The sequence below is a fragment of the Amycolatopsis sp. NPDC043887 genome (genome assembly GCF_056435665.1).
In genome coordinates this window covers 867,814-883,975 of the sequence record NZ_JBWKEB010000002.1, presented here as the reverse complement: position 1 = coordinate 883,975, position 16,162 = coordinate 867,814, and the positions used below count along the sequence as shown (strand labels likewise).

The following is a 16,162-nucleotide window of genomic DNA, read 5'->3' as shown; positions in this document are numbered from 1 at the left end:
GGAGAGTACCCCTGTCCAGCGGCCGCGGAGGTGTTGTCGAAATGGTGGAAATAAACGGGCTCGTGAGTGGCAAGGACGGTTCTAACCGTCCTTGCCACTCACGAGCCCCACGCCTTACTTGAGCTCCGCCGACGTCTTGCCCAGGATCCGGCGCGCCACGATCAGCTGCTGGATCTGTTGCGTGCCTTCGAAGATGTCCAGGATCTTCGCGTCCCGGCTCCACTTCTCCAGCAGCGATTCCTCGGTGTAGCCGAAGGTTCCGGCCAGCTCGACGCATTTCAGCGTGATCTCGACGACCGACCGGCCGGCCTTCGCCTTGGCCATCGAGGCCTGCAGCGAGTTCGGCTTGCGGTTGTCGGCCATCCACGCCGATTCCATGGTCAGCAGGTACGCCGATTCGTAGTCCGCCTCCAGCTGCAGGAACGTCGCGGCGGCGGCGTGCTGGCTGTGGACGGGCTTGTCGTAGTCGATGGTCACCCCGGCGTCGGTGAGGATCTTCCGGGTCTCCTCCAGCGCCGCGCGGGCGACACCGATGGCCATGGCGGCGACCAGCGGGCGGGTGTTGTCGAAGGTCTGCATGACCCCGGCGAAACCCTTGGCGGTGTCGATCTCCGGCGTGCCGAGGAGGTTCTCCTTGGGCACGCGGACGTTCTCGAACCGCAGCACGGCGGTGTCGGAGGCACGGATGCCGAGCTTGTGCTCGACGCGCACCACCTCGAAGCCGGGTGTGCCCTTCTCGACGACGAACGACTTGATCGCCGCGCGGCCCTTCGTCTTGTCCAGCGTGGCCCAGACGACGACCGCGTCGGCGCGCTCGCCCGCGGTCACGAAGATCTTCTCCCCGTTGAGCACGTACTCGTCGCCGTCCAGGCGCGCGGTCGCGGTGATCGCGGCGGAGTCCGAGCCGCAGTCCGGCTCGGTGATCGCCATCGCGGCCCACAGCCCGGAGAACTTCTTGAGCTGTTCATCCGTGGCGACCGAGCCGATGGCGGCGTTGCCGAGCCCCTGGCGCGGCATGGACAGCAGCAGACCGACGTCGCCCCAGCACATCTCGATCGTGCCGAGCACGATGTTGAGGTTGGAACCGTTGCGGTTGCCCGGTTTCTCGTTCTTCTCGGACCGGCGGACACCCGCCGCGCCCGCACCGCCCTCGCCGGAGGAGTTCAGCCCGTCCAGCAGCGCGGCGAACATGTCGAGTTCGGCCGGATAGGTGTGCTCGGCGCGGTCGTACTTGCGCGAGATCGGCCGGAACACCTCGGCCGCGGCCTGGTACGCCTGGTTGATCAGGGTGCCGGCCTTCTTCGGAACCTCAAGGTTGATCATGACTGCCTTTCGAAAGTCCTGGGTCGTGTCCTGTGAGTCCGTTCGGTGGGCTTCGTGATCCAGGTGGTTTTGGTGCCGTCAGTGGCCGCCTGGGCGCGAAGACCGCGGACATGACTTGCAGGGCACGACCTAAAGAAGGACGGCGCCTTCCATCACGCCGATCGCACGGAGGTCGCGGTACCAGCGTTCGACCGGGTGTTCCTTGACGAACCCGTGCCCGCCGAGGAGCTGCACCCCGGCGCTGCCGATCTGCATCCCCTTGTCGGCGGCCAGTTTCCGGGCCAGCGCGACCTCGCGGGCGTACGGCTTGCCCTGTTCGGCGCGGGAAGCGGCGCGGAGCGTGACCAGCCGCAACCCTTCCAGCTCGATGGCGATGTCGGCCACCGAGAACGCGACGGCCTGCCGGTGGCTCACCGGTTCGCCGAACGCCTTGCGCTCGTTGACGTACGGCACCACGTAGTCGAGGACGGCCTTCGCGGTACCGGCGGCCAGTGCGGCCCAGCCGAGCCGCGAGAGCCGGACGACCTCGGTGAAGACCTCGGCCTTGCCGCCGCCGAGCAGCGCACCGGCCGGAAGGGCGACCTTCTCCAGGTGCAGCTTCCCGGTCGCCGCGCCGCGCAGGCCCATCGCCGGTTCGTTTTCGATGGTGACACCGGAGTTCGACGACTCGACGAGGAACAGCGCCGGGCCGCGGCCTTCCAGGTCGGCCGACACGATGAACAGCTCGGCGTCGGCGGCCCTCGGGACCAGCGACTTCACACCGTCGAGCTGGTAGCCCTTCGGCGTGCGGCGGGCCTTGGTCGCGGGCTTGAACGGGTCGAACAGCGCGGTGCGCTCCTGCAGCGCGAGCGCCGCGGCCGGGACGTTCTCGCCGACGAACGCGGGCAGGTAGTCCGCCTGCTGCTGCTCGTCGCCGTAGGACACCAGCGCGGTGCTGACCGCGGACGGCGCGAGCACCGCGACCGCGAGACCCAGGTCGCCGTGCGCGAGGGCCTCGGCGACCAGCGCGTTCGTGACGACCGACCGTTCGGTGCCGACCCCGCCCAGCTCCTCGGGGATGCCGACGAGCGTGATGCCGAGTTCGGCGGCACGGCTCAACAGGCCCTCGGGTGCCTGAAGCTTCGCGTCGGCGTCGGCCGCGGCGGGCCGCAGCTGTTCGGCCGCGAACTCCGTCACGGTCTCGACGATGAGCTGCTGGTCCTCACTCGGGGTGAGGTCGAACAGCCCGGTGTCCTCGGCAGGCGCGAGCCGCGCGGGCTTGCCGAGCTTTTGGGCGGATTTGAAGGTCCGTCCCGCCGCGCCCGCGACCCGGAAGCCGTTGCGCGTCCCGGCACTGACCAGGTTCTGCACGGGCTTCCGAAGTCCGGCCCGTTCAATGACCTTGCTCCCGGCCAGCCGGGTGAGCGCGGACAGGCCAAGGCCCATCGCGTCTCGTTTCCTAGGCGCACCCACGGTGAGTCTCCCTGCCTCGCTTACCTACTCGCGAGTAGGTTAACTCTCCTCGGGCGGAATCGCCACCACGGGGGAGGCGAACGTCACGCCGGTGAGTGATTCGGGAGGCCGGGCCTGCCCGGATTGCTCACGATCTTGCGCCTCTCGATGACCACGAGGCCCACCGCCGCCAGTGCGACGATGCCGACGAGCACGATCGCCGGCACCAGCTCCAGCAGCGGAGTCGCGGCCAGCAGGACCACCGCGAGCACCAGCCGCCGCACGTTCCACGAGCCCAGGTTCCGCCGCCGTAGCCCGCTCAACGCGATGAGGTACAGCGCGAGCCCGCCGGTGAGCGCCCAGATCGGGGTCCCGTGGAGGCCGTCGGCGAGGCTGTGGTGCTCGGTGTCGGACACGTACAGCAGCGACTTCTTCAACCCCAGCGCCACGAGCACGATCCCGGCGATGAGCGGGAGGTGCAGGAAGGTGTACGTGTCCGTCCCGATCCGCACCCGCTCCACGCCCTCCGCGCGCTTCAGGTTGTGCTCGGACACGTGCGCGACGACGGCGAAGTACATCCACCACATCGCCGAAGCGAGCGTGAGCCCGAAGACGGCGGCCAGCGTGATCGGCCAGGACATCGGGTACGAGCTGATCCCGATGCCGATCGCCACGATCGATTCGCCGAGCGCGATGATCACGATCAGCCCGAACCGCTCGGCGAAGTGGCCGGGCTGGTGCAGCCGCCAGTCCGAGGACCGGGTCCGGAAGACGTTGACGTAGTCGGCCAGCATCGCGACGGCCCAGATGCCGAGCTGTGCCCAGCCGGAGAAGAACGCGGCGGTGGTCAGCATCGCGACGCTCGGCAGCAGGCCGACGAACATCTTCAAGACGGTCCTGCGCAGCTCGGGGTCGGTCCGCGCGGCGCCGAAGTACGCGGTCAGGTGCAGCAGCCGGACGAGGAAGTAGCAGCCGACGAACATCAGCGGGGCGTACAGGCCGCCGGGCAGGTCGGTGAACGCCTCCGGAATGGTCAGCGAGACGAGGAACATCGTCCCCATCGCGGCGAACATCGCCAGCTGGGCGATGCCGCGGTCGACGTGCAGGGTGTTGGCCAGCCAGGCGTAGGCGCACCAGCACCACCACAGCACGGCGATCATCGCGACGCCCTGCCCGATGCCGAGCGGGGTGAGGTGATCGGCCATCAGCTGCGTGGTCTGGGTGATGGCGTAGACGAAGACCAGGTCGAAGAAGAGCTCCAGCGTGGTGACCTTGTGGTCTTCTTCCCGGGTTACCAGATGCAGGCCGCGTTTGATGGGCACGCGCATATCGTGCACCGCGGGCCTTTGCGGGACACGCGAGTTTGCCCAAAGCGGACTTTCAGACCCCGAGGACGGCGTGCATCAACGTCGTCAGCTCGGCCTCGATATTCGGGCGGCCGTTGACGCGCCGGGTGCGCGCGAGGTCGTTCGCGATGGTCAGCGCCGCGTGCACGGTGATCTTCACTTCGCGCAGGCTCAGTTCCGGCCGGACCTCCGACGCCAGCGCGATCCAGCGCGCGACGTAGTCTCGCTGGACCCGGATCAGGTCCGCCTTGTCGCGTTCCGGCAGTTCCATGGGGCTGCCGGAGAACGACACCAGCAGTTCGGGCGTGTGCAGCAAGGTGTGCACATAGGACGCCGCGAGCCTGCGCAGCGCGTCGCGTTCGTCGCCGGTCCGCAACGCGCGTTCCGCGGCGAGCGCCAGCCGGTCGGCCGCTCGGTGCCCGATCGCCACCATCAGCGCGGCCTTGCTGGGGAAGTGCCGGTACACGCTCGGCCCGGCGATCCCGGCGGCCGCGCCGATCTCCTCCATGCTCACCGAACGGAAGCCGCGTCGGCCGAACAGCTCCGTCGCGGCCGCGAGGATCTGCTCGCGGCGGGACGGTTCGCCGAGTGCCATCGACGGCGTCTCTTCCGGCGGCTCCGAGGGTTCGGGAAGTGTGACATGCAGCACCGACTCCGCCAGCTGCACCAGGATCTGCGCGAAGCGTTTCTTCGCCACGGACGTGTGATGCACGGAGACGCTGCCGAACACGCTCAGCCCCGCCCAGCACAGCAGCTCGGCGTCGTCGGCGGTCAGTTCGGGCCGCAACGCGAGCAGCGCCTTCGACCACGCTTCGAGCACCGCGCCCGACCGGCGGCGGATCTCGCGCCGTTCCTCCCGCGGCAGGTGCCTGCCCTCCCAGCGCCACAGCGCGGCGACCTCGCGCCGCTCCACCGCCTGCGCCGCGAGGGTGCCCAACAGGGCGTTGACCTGGGCGGGAACGGGAAGGTCGACGTCCGCGAGCGTCTCGGTGGTGGCCGTCTCCATGTCGTCGATGCCGGACAGCACGACGTAGGACAGCACCGCCTGCTTGTCCGAGAAATGCCGGTACAGCGCGGGCCCGGTGATCCCGGCCGCGGCGGCGATGTCGTTGATGCCGACGCCGTGGAACCCGCGGGCGCGAAACAGCTCCGCGGCGAGGCCTGCCAGCTGGGCCTTGCGGTCGCGCGGTCGGGCTGAACGCTCGGTCGGGTGATCCATGGGTGAACACACGATAGCGCCGGTTGCGTGCATCGCAACCCATTGACACCTTGGGGTTATCGCGGTTTATGTTAATGACCATTAGCATGGCTACCGGCCGGTACGACCCGGCTGTGTCCATCCCTGATACAGCGCCGTACTGCGGAGGAGTTTTTCTGTGAGTAGCGAGGCCTACATCTACGAGGCGATCCGTACGCCTCGCGGCAAGAACAAGGGCGGTGCCCTCCACGGCACCAAGCCGGTCGATCTCGTGGTCGGCCTCATCGAGGAACTGAAGGTCCGGCACCCGAACCTCGACCCCGCCGTGATCGACGACATCGTCCTCGGCGTGGTGTCCCCGGTCGGCGAGCAGGGCGCCGTGATCGCGCGCACCGCCGCGCTGAACGCGGGTCTTCCCGAGTCGGTCGCCGGCGTCCAGCTGAACCGCTTCTGCGCCTCCGGCCTCGAAGCCACGAACACCGCCGCGCAGAAGGTGCGTTCCGGCTGGGACCAGCTGATCATCGCCGGTGGTGTCGAGTCGATGTCGCGCGTGCCGATGGGCTCCGACGGCGGCGCGCTGTTCATGGACCCGGCCACCGCGTACGACAACTACATCGTCCCGCAGGGCACCGGCGCCGACCTGATCGCGACCATCGAGGGCTTCTCCCGCGAAGACGTCGACGCGTGGGCCGTGCGTTCGCAGGAAAGGGCCGAAGCGGCCTGGTCCGGCGGCTACTTCGCGAAGTCCGTCGTCCCGGTGAAGGACATCAACGGCGTCACGATCCTCGACCACGACGAGCACCGTCGTCCCGGCAGCACCATCGAGGGCCTCGGCAAGCTCAAGCCCGCCTTCGCAGGCATCGGCGAGCTGGGCGGCTTCGACGCCGTCGCGCTCCAGAAGTACCACTCGGTCGAGAAGATCAACCACGTCCACACCGGTGGCAACTCGTCCGGCATCGTCGACGGCGCCGCGGTGGTGCTGGTCGGCAACGAGCAGATCGGCAAGGACTTCGGCCTGACCCCGCGCGCCCGCATCGTGGCGACCGCGACCGTCGGCTCCGAGCCCACGATCATGCTCACGGGCCCGACCCCGGCCACCGAGAAGGTCCTCAAGATCGCCGGCCTCACCCCGGACGACATCGACCTGTGGGAGCTGAACGAGGCCTTCGCCTCGGTCGTCCTCAAGTGGATCAAGGACCTGCACCTCGACGAGGAGAAGGTCAACGTCAACGGCGGCGCCATCGCGATGGGTCACCCGCTGGGCGCCACCGGCGCGATGCTGGTCGGCACCGTCGTCGACGAGCTGGAGCGCCGCCAGGCGCGCCGCGCCCTGGTCACCCTGTGCATCGGCGGCGGCATGGGCGTCGCGACCATCATCGAGCGGGTCTGAGGAAGAGACAATGACTGAAGCGAAGACCATCCGCTGGGAGCAGGACGCCGACGGCATCGTCGTGCTCACCCTGGACGACCCGAAGCAGTCCGCCAACACGATGAACGCCGACTTCCGCGAGTCGCTCGGCGTGGTCGTGGACCGCCTGGAGGCGGAGAAGGACAGCATCACCGGTGTCGTCCTCACCTCGGCCAAGAAGACCTTCTTCGCCGGTGGCGACCTCAACGACCTGATCCAGGCCAAGCCGGAGCACGCCGCCGAGATCACCGAGAGCAGCGCCCTGATGAAGGGCCAGATGCGACGGCTCGAGCAGCTGGGCAAGCCGGTCGTGGCCGCCATCAACGGCGCCGCGCTCGGCGGCGGCCTCGAACTCGCGCTCGCGACGCACCACCGCATCGCGGCCGACGTCAAGGGCAGCCAGATCGGCCTCCCCGAGGTCACCCTCGGCCTGCTCCCCGGCGGCGGCGGCGTCGTCCGCACCGTGCGCCTGCTGGGTATCCAGAGCGCGCTGCTGAACGTGCTGCTGCAGGGCCAGCGGCACCGCCCGGCCAAGGCCAAGGAACTCGGCCTCGTGCACGAGCTCGTCCGCACCGTCGAGGAGCTGGTCCCGGCCGCGAAGGCGTGGATCAAGGCCAACCCCGAGGCCGGCGTGCAGCCCTGGGATGTCAAGGGTTACAAGATCCCGGGCGGCACCCCGTCGAACCCGAGCTTCGCGGCGAACCTGCCCGCGTTCCCGGCGAACCTGCGCAAGCAGATCAAGGGCGCGAACATGCCTGCCCCGCGGGCGATCCTGGCCGCGGCCATCGAAGGTTCGCAGGTCGACTTCGACACCGCGATCACCGTCGAGACCCGCTACTTCGTGCACCTCGCCACCGGCCAGGTCTCGAAGAACATGACGAAGGCGTTCTTCTTCGACCTGCAGAGCATCAACTCCGGCGGCTCGCGTCCGGAAGGCTTCGAGAAGTACACCGCCAAGAAGGTCGGCGTTGTAGGCGCGGGCATGATGGGTGCCGCGATCGCGTACGTCTCGGCGAAGGCCGGCATCGACGTCGTGCTCAAGGACGTCACCCTCGAAGGCGCCGAAAAGGGCAAGGGCTACGCGGTCAAGCTGGAGGAGAAGGCGCTCTCCCGCGGCAAGACCACGCAGGAGAAGTCCGACGCGCTGCTCGCCAAGATCAAGCCGACCGACAAGGCGGAGGACTTCGCCGGCGTCGACTTCGTGATCGAGGCCGTCTTCGAGAGCGTCGAGCTGAAGCACAAGGTGTTCCAGGAGATCGAGGGCATCGTCAACCCCGACGCCGTGCTCGGCTCCAACACCTCGACCCTGCCGATCACCGCGCTCGCCGAAGGTGTCCAGCGGAGCGAGGACTTCATCGGGATCCACTTCTTCTCGCCGGTGGACAAGATGCCGCTGGTCGAGATCATCTGCGGTGAGAAGACCTCGCCCGCCACGCTGGCGAAGGTCTTCGACTACACGCTGCAGATCAAGAAGACCCCGATCGTCGTCAACGACAGCCGCGGCTTCTTCACCTCGCGCGTCATCGGCACGTTCCTCAACGAGGCCGTCGCCGCGCTGGGCGAGGGTGTCGAGCCGGCGTCGATCGAGCAGGCCGGCGCCCAGGCCGGGTACCCGGCCCCGCCGCTGCAGCTGATGGACGAGCTGACCCTGACGCTGCCGCGCAAGATCCGCAAGGAGACCCGCGAAGCGATCGAGGCCGCCGGCGGCACCTGGAACGCGCACGCGTCCGAGGGCGTCATCGACCGGATGGTGGAGGAATTCGACCGCAAGGGCCGTTCCACCGGTTCGGGCTTCTACGACTACGACGAAGACGGCAAGCGGGCCGGTCTCTGGCCGGGCCTGCGTGACGCGTTCAAGTCGGGCACCGCCGAGGTTCCCTTCGAGGACCTCAAGGAGCGCATGCTGTTCGCCGAGGCGCTCGAGACCGTGAAGTGCTTCGACGAGGGCGTGCTCACCACCGTCGCCGACGCCAACATCGGCTCGATCTTCGGTATCGGTTTCCCGGCGTGGACCGGTGGTGTCATCCAGTACATCAACCAGTACGAGGGTGGCCTGCAGGGCTTCGTCGACCGGGCTCGTGAGCTGGCGGAACGCTACGGCGACCACTTCACCCCGCCCGCTTCGCTGGTCGAGAAGGCCGCGAAGGGCGAGATCTACGAATAAGCCGCTTCGTGAACGGCCCGTTCCTTGCGAAATTCGCCAGGAACGGGCCGGTTTCGTACTGCGACGCTCTTGCTACTTCTTCTTGCGGTTCAGCTGAGGGAGCCAATACCCAGGAGGCTGGGGGTCTGTGCCGCTGGGTGCCCAATGTTCCGGGTCGGGATTCCTCGGGGCCCAGCTTCGAGGAGGTGGCAACGAACACACGAAGATCACCGTGTACGCGGCCACGGGTCTGGACTGGGTGCGCGCGCATCGCGAAGTGCTGCAGGACCGGCTGCGCGAGCACGGCGCGATCCTGCTGCGCGGGATGCCTGCCGACCTGGCGGTGTTCAACCAGGTCACGGAGGAGATCGGCGGCTCGCTGCTGACGTACACGGAACGGTCGACGCCGCGGTCGGCGGTCTCGGGCAACATCTACACCTCGACGGAGTACCCGCCTGCCGAGTCGATCCCGATGCACAACGAGAACTCGTACTCGGCGCGCTGGCCCGCCCGCCTGTTCTTCCTGTGCGCCACCGCGGCCGAAACCGGCGGCGCGACGCCGATCGCCGACAGCCGCGCGATGTACCGCCTGCTGCCGGAGGACCTGCGGGAGCGCTTCGCGGGCGGCGTCACCTACACCCGGGCGTTCCGTGAAGCCCGCCGATTTGGCGAGCTCGGCGACCCTGGCCAGGCTGGGCGTGTCCACCTGTCGCAGCATGCCCAATGTGGCGCGGAGTTCGCGCAACGCCTCCTTGCTGGTCTGTTTGATCGTGGTCAGTGCCTCCTCTGATTTCGCCGGATCCTTGCCGTGCAGGGCCGCGCCCGCCTGGACGTTGATGAGCGCCAGGTTGTGGCCGAGGACGTCGTGCAGTTCGCGCGCGAACCGGAGCCGCTCGTCCGTGGCCCTCCGCCGTGCCCCGGTCTCCTTGGTGCGTTCGGCTTCGCGGCGGTAGTACGTCACCGCGCCGACCGCGATGAACCAGCCCGTCATCAGCAGGAACGCGAAGTCGTCCACCTGCCGTACGGCGCCGCCCTGTGCCTCGCCGATCGCGACGCCGCCCATCGAGGCCGCCGCGACGACCGCCGCGCTGCGGATCCGCCCGGTCGAGGCGTTGTTGTACAGCGCGAAGGCGAACGCGAGCAGCACGAATCCGTCGGGGTCGGTCTGCGGATAGCAGATCGCGCAGCAGGCCGCGGTGAAGATCGCGACGGGGAGTGGATACCGGCGGCGCAGGAACAGCGCGGCGCAGGCGAGTGCCACGCAGGCCCAGCCGATGACCGCGTTGCGCGGTGCTTCCGCGCCGTCCCCGAGCGAGACCACGACGGAACCCGGATCACCGCCGCGGTGACCGCGATGTCCGCCGTGTACCGCGCAGGATCGCCACACGACGAGAGTAGCGCGAACCGGGGCGATTGACAAAATGGATTTTTACGTTCAAACTTGTTTTTGTGATCAAGGGCGTGGTGCTGTGAGAGACGTGGAGTACCTCGATCGGCTGGAGCAGGCGGAGGCGTTGCTGAAACCGCAGCGGGTGGACGTCCTGCGGCAGCTGGCGGAGCCGCGGTCGTGCACCGAGGTGGCGACGGTGCTGGATCAGACTCCGCAACGGGTCTACTACCACGTGAAACGACTGGTGGAAGCCGGTCTCGTGAAGCAGGTGTCGGAGCGGAAGGTGCGCGCCGTCAGTGAGGGCGTGTATCAGGCGACAGCCCGTTCGTACTGGTTGTCACCCGGACTGGTCGGACGGCTGGGCCCGCGGGCGGCGCGGGACGAGCTGAGCCTTGGCTACTTGGTGGACCTCATGGAGGAGGTCCAGGCGGACGTCGCCGCGCTCGACAGGACCGCACCGGAGCTGCCGTCGATCGGTGTCTCCGGTGAGATCCGGGTGGAGCCCGAGCGGCGGCAGGAGTTCCTCGACGAGCTGAAGACGACTTTGCAGGATCTGTTCACCCGCTACGGCGGAGCGGAAGGCGACGCCTTCAAACTCGCCGTGGCCTGTTACCCGAAGGGAGATGCCCGTGACTGAACCGACGAGGTTCGAGGTGCGCCTGCGCGCGCCGATCGACGAGGTCTGGCACGCGCTGACCGATCCCGGGGCACTGCGCGAGTGGCTTTCCGAATACGCGGAAGTCGGCCTGCCGTCCCGGTACGAGTTCTGGGGCCGCTACACGCCGGAAGGCGATCGTCCGCGCCAGCGGCTGCTACTGGCCGAGAACAATGTCCTGCGGTTCGCCTGGACCGTCGACGGGACGGAGACCGTCGTCGAGATCGCGCTGACGGAAGACGGGGGCGAGACGTCCTTGTCGTTCAGTCAGAGCGGTCTGCCGGACTACGCCGCGATGCTGGCCGATCCGGACTCGTCACTCGGCATGATGCACACGTTCTGGGCGCTTTCCGTCGCGAACCTCGTCGACCACGTCGAAGGACGGCCGCTCACCGCCCGCTGCGACCTCACTTCCCCGCTGATGAGCGAAGAAGTGCGGATCGACGCGCCGCGAGGTGAGGTCTACTCCTCGATCGCCGATCCCGCCGTGTTCACGCGCTGGTTCGGCGCCCGGATCGAGGCGGAGACCCACGTCGGCGGACGTTGGGCGATGGGTTCACTGGAAAAGGATCCGGACCCGGCGAAGATCGTCGACCTGGTGCCCGACTCGAGGATGTCGCTCGCGTACCAGGACGGTGTCGTCGCCACTTGGGAGCTCGAGGACTCCGGCGGCGGTACGAAGCTGACCTTCGTCCAAAGTGGATTCTCGGACGCGAAGCCGCCGTACGGCATGTGGATGGGCTGGCTCAGCGGTTTGGCGGAACTGCGCAGGTTCCACGAGGTCCACTCATGGCGCCCGTTGTGGGTCGACATCCAGCTGGAGGGAACACCCGAAGGACTCATCACCTTGGATGGCAAGTAGGAGGAAGCGATGTTGCTCGAAGGCAGGAACGCGATCATCTACGGGGCGGCGGGCGGAATCGGGAGCGCGGTGGCCCGCGGATTCGCCAGGGAGGGCGCGAGCGTCCACCTCACCGGCCGCACCTTGAAGAAACTCGACGCGCTGGCCGACGAAATCCGGGCAGCGGGCGGGAAAGCCGAATCGGCGGAATTCGACGCTCTCGATGAGTCCGCCATCGACGAGCATGCCGCTTCGGTGGTTTCCTCGGCGGGCAGCGTCGACATCTCGATGAACGTGATCACACACAACGACGTCCAGGGCACTCCACTGGTCGAGATGTCGTTGGAGGACCTCGAAAGCCCGGTCCGGACGGCGGTGCGGACGAACTTCCTCACCGCACGGGCCGCCGCCCGGCACATGATCGGGCAGGGGTCCGGGGTGATCCTGATGTTCGGTGGCGACGGTGACCCGCTGCCGGGGTACCACCTCGGCGGGCTGCAGGTCGCGTTCAGCGCGATGGAGGCGTTGCGGCGCGGGCTGGCGTGCGAACTCGGGCCGCAGGGCATCCGTGTCGTGACCCTGCGCACCGGCGGGATCCCGGAGACGATTCCGGCGGGCGCCGGCCTCGACGACGCCATCCGTGACATGGTCGACGCGACGATGCTCAAGCGGACGGCATCGCTCGAAGACGTCGCCCGTGTGGCCACCTTCGCCGCGTCGGACCATGCGCGCAGCATGACCGCGACGGCGTTGAACATCAGTTGCGGCTCGATGGTCGACTGACCTTCTCTCCGGCGGTAACACCGGCGGGCGATCTCCCGGCTACGCGGCACCACCAGGTGCTGGGGCGGTCGTTATGCCGAAGAGAACGACGAAGCTGGGCATGGCACTGGCGATCGGACTTCTGGTCGCCGGAGGCTGCGGTGTGGAGACCGTGCCCACCGGGCGGGTCACGCCGCAGAGCGACCCGGTGCGGACAACGCCGACAGTCCCGACAGCGCTGACCACAACGTCGACACCGACCAGCAGTTGGGCACCGCCGACGCCTCAGCAGTTCGTGCCGACGACCACGGCCGCGGTCGAGGTGCCGAAGCAGGTCGAGCCCAAACCGACGAAAACACCTCCGAAGACCACATAGGCGGCGAAGGTGCTGAAACTGGCGGAGTGCGGAAGCGACTACTACCGCAACACCGACGGTGTCTGTGTCCATCGGCCGTCGGCCGGACCCGGCGCTGCCGACGGAGCGACCGCCCTCTGCGAGGACGGTTCCTATAGCTACAGCCAGAATCGCCGCGGTACCTGTTCCGGCCATGGTGGGGTTCGCACCTGGCTGTGATCCCGTCGGTCGACCATTCACTGAGAAGGGTGGTGCTGTGTAAGGTCGGATCATGGGATGCACAGGGTGAAACCGGTCGGACGGGCACCTTCGCCCCGGATCTTCGTCGTCGTGCTCGCCACCTGCGGTCTGGTGGCGTCGTTCATGCAGACGCTCGTCGTCCCGCTCATCCCCGCGTTTCCCCGGCTGCTCAACGCGACACCGTCGGACGCGTCGTGGGTGGTCACCGCGACCCTGATCGCCGGAGCCGTGGTGATGCCGGTGAGCGGAAGGCTCGGCGACCTCTACGGCAAACGCCGGTTGCTGCTGATCAGCCTGGGTTTCCTGGTCGCCGGTTCGGTGGTGTCCGCGCTGACCAGTTCGCTCGCGCTGATGGTCCTCGGCCGGGGGTTGCAAGGCTGCGCCATGGGCGCGATCCCGCTGGGCATCAGCATCATGCGCGACGAACTCGCGCCGGAACGGGTCGGCGCCGCGATCTCGGTGATGAGTTCGACGCTCGGCGTCGGCGGTGCGATCGGGCTCCCGGTATCGGCGCTCGTCGCGCAGAACGCAGACTGGCACGTCCTGTTCTGGGCGTCGGCCGGGCTCGGGCTCGTCTGCGGCCTGCTGATCCTGTTCGTGGTGCCGGAGTCGCCGGTGAAGACACCGGCGCCGTTCGACTACCTCGGCGCGCTGGGGCTGACGATCGGACTGGTCTGCCTGCTGTTGCCGATCGTCAAGGGCGGCGAATGGGGCTGGGGCAGCGGCCGCACCCTCGTCTTCGCGGGGAGCGCGGTGGTGATCCTGCTGGTCTGGGGCGCCTACCAGCTGCGGCGGCGTGATCCGCTCGTGGACCTGCGGGTCTCCGCGCGGCGGCCGGTACTGTTCACCAACCTCGCGTCGATCATGATCGGGTTCGCGCTGTACTCGATGGCGTTGTCGTTCCCGCAGCTGCTGCAGGCGCCCGCGTCGACCGGCTACGGCCTCGGCCTGACCATGGTGCAGGCCGGGCTGTGCCTCGCGCCGAACGGCCTGGTCATGTTCATGCTGTCGCCGGTTTCGGCCAGGCTCATCGAGCGCTACGGACCACGGACGACACTGATGGTCGGCGCCACCACCATCGCGGCCGGATACGCCTTCGCGACCGTGTTGATGGACAACGCCTTCGAGCTGATCACGGCGTCGATCATCATCGGCGGCGGCGTGGGCATCGCCTACGCGGCCATGCCGGCGCTGATCATGGGCTCGGTCCCGGTCACCGAAACCGCGTCCGCGAACGGGTTGAACTCGCTGATGCGCTCCGTCGGCACGTCGACGTCCAGCGCGGTGATGGCGACCATGCTCGCGTCGCTGGCGATCACCATCGGCGGGGTTTCCGTCCCGTCCGCGACGGGGTTCCGGCTGAGCTTCGTGGTCGCCGCCGGTGCGGCGCTCCTAGGACTCGTCTTGACCGTTTTCGTCCCGAAGCAACGTCAGCCCGAGCCGATGGTCGTTTCGGTCCGCTAGCGCCCTGCGTGCGATGAAGGGACTCATCGCACGCAGGGGCGGCTCCGCTCAGAACAGCGTCGGAACGATCGCGTCGATCAGGTGCGGGCCCGGCTCGGCGAGCGCGCGCTGGAACTGCTCGGCCAGCTCCTCCGCCGTCGTCGCCCGGGTCGCCGGGACGCCCATGCCTTCGGCGATCTTGACGAAGTCCATGTCGGGGCGGGAGAGGTCGAGCAGCTCGTTCGCCTTCGGGCCGTTGGCGTCCGCGCCGACCCGCTGCAGCTCCAGCCGCAGGATCGCGTACGCCCGGTTGTTCAGCAGGACCGTGGTGACGTTGAGGTTCTCCCGAGCCTGCGTCCACAGCGCCGAAATCGTGTACAGCGCGCTGCCGTCGGACTGCAGGTTGATCACCGGCCGGTCCGGCGCGGCGACGGCCGCCCCGGTCGCGACGGGCATGCCGTAGCCGATCGCGCCGCCGGTCAGGGTCAGCACGTCGTGCCGGGGCGCGCCCGCGGTCGCGGCGGGCAGCAGCAGACCGGAGGTGTTCGCCTCGTCCGCGATGATCGCGCGCTCCGGCAGCAGCGCGCCGATCACGTCGACCCAGTTCTGCGGCGTCAACGGCCCGGACGGCAGCGCGGGCCGGGAGGACTCCTGCAGCACCGGCTCCGTCTCGGCGGCGACCAGGTCGGCGACGTCGTTCAGCGCTCGCGGCACGTCCTGCGCGACTTCGGCCAGCACATGGACCTGCGCACCTTCGGGAACCAGGTTGCTCGCCTTGCCGGGGTAGGCGAAGAACGACACAGGCGCCTTGGTCCCGGCGACGATCACGTGCTTGATCCCGTCGAGCTGGTACGCGACCTGCTCGGCGAGGTAGCCCAGCCGCTCGATCGTAGGCAGGCCTTCGCCGCGTTCGAGCCGGGCGGGGAAGGTCTCGACGAACGCCTTCACGCCGGTCGCGGCCGCGATCCGGCTGGTCGCGCGCAGACCGGCTTCTCGGCAGCCGCTGCCGCCGACGAGCAGCGCGGCCGGTTCACCACTGGCCAGCACCTCGGCGATGTTCTTCACCGTCGTCGCGTCGACGACCTGCGGGATCCGTGGCGGGATGGGCGCGCAGGTCTCGCCGCCCTCACCCCAGGACGCGTCGGCGGGGAGGATCAGGGTCGCCACCTGGCCGGGGGCGTCCTGGGAGGCCGCGACCGCCGCGGCGGCGTCGGCACCGACGTCCTTCGTGTGCTCGGAGCGGCGGACCCAGCCTTCGAGGGAACCGGCGACGGCCTCGATGTCCGATTCGAGCGGGGCGTCGTACTGCTTGTGGTAGGTCGCGTGATCGCCGATCACGTTGACGATCGGGGTGTGCGCGCGGCGCGCGTTGTGCAGGTTCGCCAGCCCGTTGCCGAGACCGGGGCCGAGGTGCAGCAGCGTGGCCGCCGGCTTGTCGGCGATCCGCGCGTATCCGTCCGCGGCACCGGTGACGACGCCTTCGAAGAGGCCGAGCACACCGCGCATCTCGGGTACGGAGTCGAGCGCGGCCACGAAGTGCATCTCCGAGGTGCCCGGATTCGAGAAGCACACGTCGACACCGCTGTCGACGAGCGTGCGGATCAGGGACTGGGCGCCGTTCATCTCA

Annotated in this window: 16 protein-coding genes and 1 pseudogene; 11 read left to right on the top strand and 6 right to left on the bottom strand. The window is 68.5% G+C overall.

Features of this window, described 5'->3' with window-relative positions; translation table 11 throughout:
• Positions 1-114 precede the first annotated feature (114 nt).
• From AC069H_RS09440 to AC069H_RS09425, 4 genes are all read right to left on the bottom strand, one after another.
• Positions 115-1,323 (bottom strand): acyl-CoA dehydrogenase family protein, encoded by a 1,209-nt coding sequence (locus AC069H_RS09440; protein ID WP_478226355.1) that lies wholly within the window; start codon positions 1,321-1,323, stop codon positions 115-117.
• Positions 1,324-1,452: 129 nt separating this feature from the next.
• Positions 1,453-2,748 carry an acyl-CoA dehydrogenase family protein gene (locus AC069H_RS09435; protein ID WP_478231920.1) on the bottom strand — a complete coding sequence of 432 codons (1,296 nt, stop codon included), beginning with the start codon at positions 2,746-2,748 and terminating at the stop codon, positions 1,453-1,455.
• A gap of 110 nt (positions 2,749-2,858) precedes the next feature.
• The gene (locus AC069H_RS09430) at positions 2,859-4,082 is read right to left on the bottom strand and encodes a low temperature requirement protein A (protein WP_478231919.1); all 1,224 of its coding nucleotides are present in this window, start codon (positions 4,080-4,082) and stop codon (positions 2,859-2,861) included.
• Between the two features lie 52 nt (positions 4,083-4,134).
• Positions 4,135-5,319, bottom strand: coding sequence for a TetR/AcrR family transcriptional regulator (locus AC069H_RS09425; protein ID WP_478226357.1), 1,185 nt, complete (start codon positions 5,317-5,319; stop codon positions 4,135-4,137).
• 157 nt (positions 5,320-5,476) lie between these two features.
• On the opposite strand from AC069H_RS09425, the gene AC069H_RS09420 reads away from it, so the two are divergent.
• The 3 genes from AC069H_RS09420 to AC069H_RS09410 all read left to right on the top strand — a co-directional run bounded on the left by AC069H_RS09420 (position 5,477) and on the right by AC069H_RS09410 (position 9,639).
• Positions 5,477-6,688 carry an acetyl-CoA C-acetyltransferase gene (locus AC069H_RS09420; protein WP_478226358.1) on the top strand — a complete coding sequence of 404 codons (1,212 nt, stop codon included), beginning with the start codon at positions 5,477-5,479 and terminating at the stop codon, positions 6,686-6,688.
• 10 nt (positions 6,689-6,698) lie between these two features.
• Complete coding sequence (locus tag AC069H_RS09415) at positions 6,699-8,870, top strand: 3-hydroxyacyl-CoA dehydrogenase NAD-binding domain-containing protein (RefSeq protein ID WP_478231918.1); 2,172 nt, start codon at positions 6,699-6,701, stop codon at positions 8,868-8,870.
• A gap of 127 nt (positions 8,871-8,997) precedes the next feature.
• Entirely contained in the window at positions 8,998-9,639 is a 642-nt protein-coding gene (locus tag AC069H_RS09410; RefSeq protein WP_478231917.1) for a TauD/TfdA family dioxygenase, read from the top strand.
• Here AC069H_RS09410 and AC069H_RS09405 read toward each other — a convergent pair.
• A pseudogene (locus AC069H_RS09405) lies at positions 9,613-9,840 on the bottom strand (histidine kinase); the annotation flags it as partial. The gene AC069H_RS09410 and the pseudogene AC069H_RS09405 overlap by 27 nt on opposite strands.
• On the opposite strand from AC069H_RS09405, the gene AC069H_RS09400 reads away from it, so the two are divergent.
• The 8 genes from AC069H_RS09400 (at position 9,824) to AC069H_RS09365 (ending at position 14,556) form a co-directional block, all read left to right on the top strand.
• Positions 9,824-10,024 carry a hypothetical protein gene (locus AC069H_RS09400; RefSeq protein WP_478231916.1) on the top strand — a complete coding sequence of 67 codons (201 nt, stop codon included), beginning with the start codon at positions 9,824-9,826 and terminating at the stop codon, positions 10,022-10,024. The pseudogene AC069H_RS09405 and the gene AC069H_RS09400 overlap by 17 nt on opposite strands.
• Positions 10,025-10,045: 21 nt before the next feature.
• A complete protein-coding gene (locus tag AC069H_RS09395; protein WP_478231915.1) occupies positions 10,046-10,198 on the top strand; it encodes a hypothetical protein in 153 nt (50 codons plus the stop codon).
• A gap of 120 nt (positions 10,199-10,318) precedes the next feature.
• A complete protein-coding gene (locus AC069H_RS09390) occupies positions 10,319-10,876 on the top strand; it encodes a helix-turn-helix domain-containing protein (protein WP_478231914.1) in 558 nt (185 codons plus the stop codon).
• Complete coding sequence (locus tag AC069H_RS09385) at positions 10,869-11,756, top strand: SRPBCC domain-containing protein (protein WP_478231913.1); 888 nt, start codon at positions 10,869-10,871, stop codon at positions 11,754-11,756. The genes AC069H_RS09390 and AC069H_RS09385 overlap by 8 nt, the downstream gene beginning before the upstream one ends.
• Positions 11,757-11,765: 9 nt before the next feature.
• The gene (locus AC069H_RS09380) at positions 11,766-12,518 is read left to right on the top strand and encodes an SDR family NAD(P)-dependent oxidoreductase (RefSeq protein WP_478231912.1); all 753 of its coding nucleotides are present in this window, start codon (positions 11,766-11,768) and stop codon (positions 12,516-12,518) included.
• A 73-nt stretch (positions 12,519-12,591) separates the two neighbouring features.
• Positions 12,592-12,873, top strand: a complete 282-nt coding sequence (locus tag AC069H_RS09375) for a hypothetical protein (protein ID WP_478231911.1) — start codon at positions 12,592-12,594, stop codon at positions 12,871-12,873.
• Positions 12,874-12,882: 9 nt separating this feature from the next.
• Positions 12,883-13,071: a DUF3761 domain-containing protein gene (locus tag AC069H_RS09370; protein WP_478231910.1), complete on the top strand. Its 189-nt coding sequence runs from the start codon at positions 12,883-12,885 to the stop codon at positions 13,069-13,071.
• A gap of 57 nt (positions 13,072-13,128) precedes the next feature.
• Positions 13,129-14,556 (top strand): MFS transporter, encoded by a 1,428-nt coding sequence (locus tag AC069H_RS09365; protein WP_478231909.1) that lies wholly within the window; start codon positions 13,129-13,131, stop codon positions 14,554-14,556.
• Between the two features lie 48 nt (positions 14,557-14,604).
• Here AC069H_RS09365 and AC069H_RS09360 read toward each other — a convergent pair whose 3' ends face one another.
• Positions 14,605-16,158 carry an acetolactate synthase large subunit gene (locus AC069H_RS09360; protein WP_478231908.1) on the bottom strand — a complete coding sequence of 518 codons (1,554 nt, stop codon included), beginning with the start codon at positions 16,156-16,158 and terminating at the stop codon, positions 14,605-14,607.
• Positions 16,159-16,162 lie beyond the last annotated feature (4 nt).

Coding starts and splice junctions, on each gene's coding strand:
- AC069H_RS09360 (WP_478231908.1), bottom strand. CDS start 16,158: ATGAACGGCGCCCAGTCCCTGATCCGCACGCTCGTCGACAGCGGTGTC.
- AC069H_RS09375 (WP_478231911.1), top strand. CDS start 12,592: ATGCCGAAGAGAACGACGAAGCTGGGCATGGCACTGGCGATCGGACTT.
- AC069H_RS09435 (WP_478231920.1), bottom strand. CDS start 2,748: ATGGGCCTTGGCCTGTCCGCGCTCACCCGGCTGGCCGGGAGCAAGGTC.
- AC069H_RS09415 (WP_478231918.1), top strand. CDS start 6,699: ATGACTGAAGCGAAGACCATCCGCTGGGAGCAGGACGCCGACGGCATC.
- AC069H_RS09365 (WP_478231909.1), top strand. CDS start 13,129: ATGCACAGGGTGAAACCGGTCGGACGGGCACCTTCGCCCCGGATCTTC.
- AC069H_RS09380 (WP_478231912.1), top strand. CDS start 11,766: ATGTTGCTCGAAGGCAGGAACGCGATCATCTACGGGGCGGCGGGCGGA.
- AC069H_RS09400 (WP_478231916.1), top strand. CDS start 9,824: ATGAACCAGCCCGTCATCAGCAGGAACGCGAAGTCGTCCACCTGCCGT.
- AC069H_RS09430 (WP_478231919.1), bottom strand. CDS start 4,082: ATGCGCGTGCCCATCAAACGCGGCCTGCATCTGGTAACCCGGGAAGAA.
- AC069H_RS09440 (WP_478226355.1), bottom strand. CDS start 1,323: ATGATCAACCTTGAGGTTCCGAAGAAGGCCGGCACCCTGATCAACCAG.
- AC069H_RS09425 (WP_478226357.1), bottom strand. CDS start 5,319: ATGGATCACCCGACCGAGCGTTCAGCCCGACCGCGCGACCGCAAGGCC.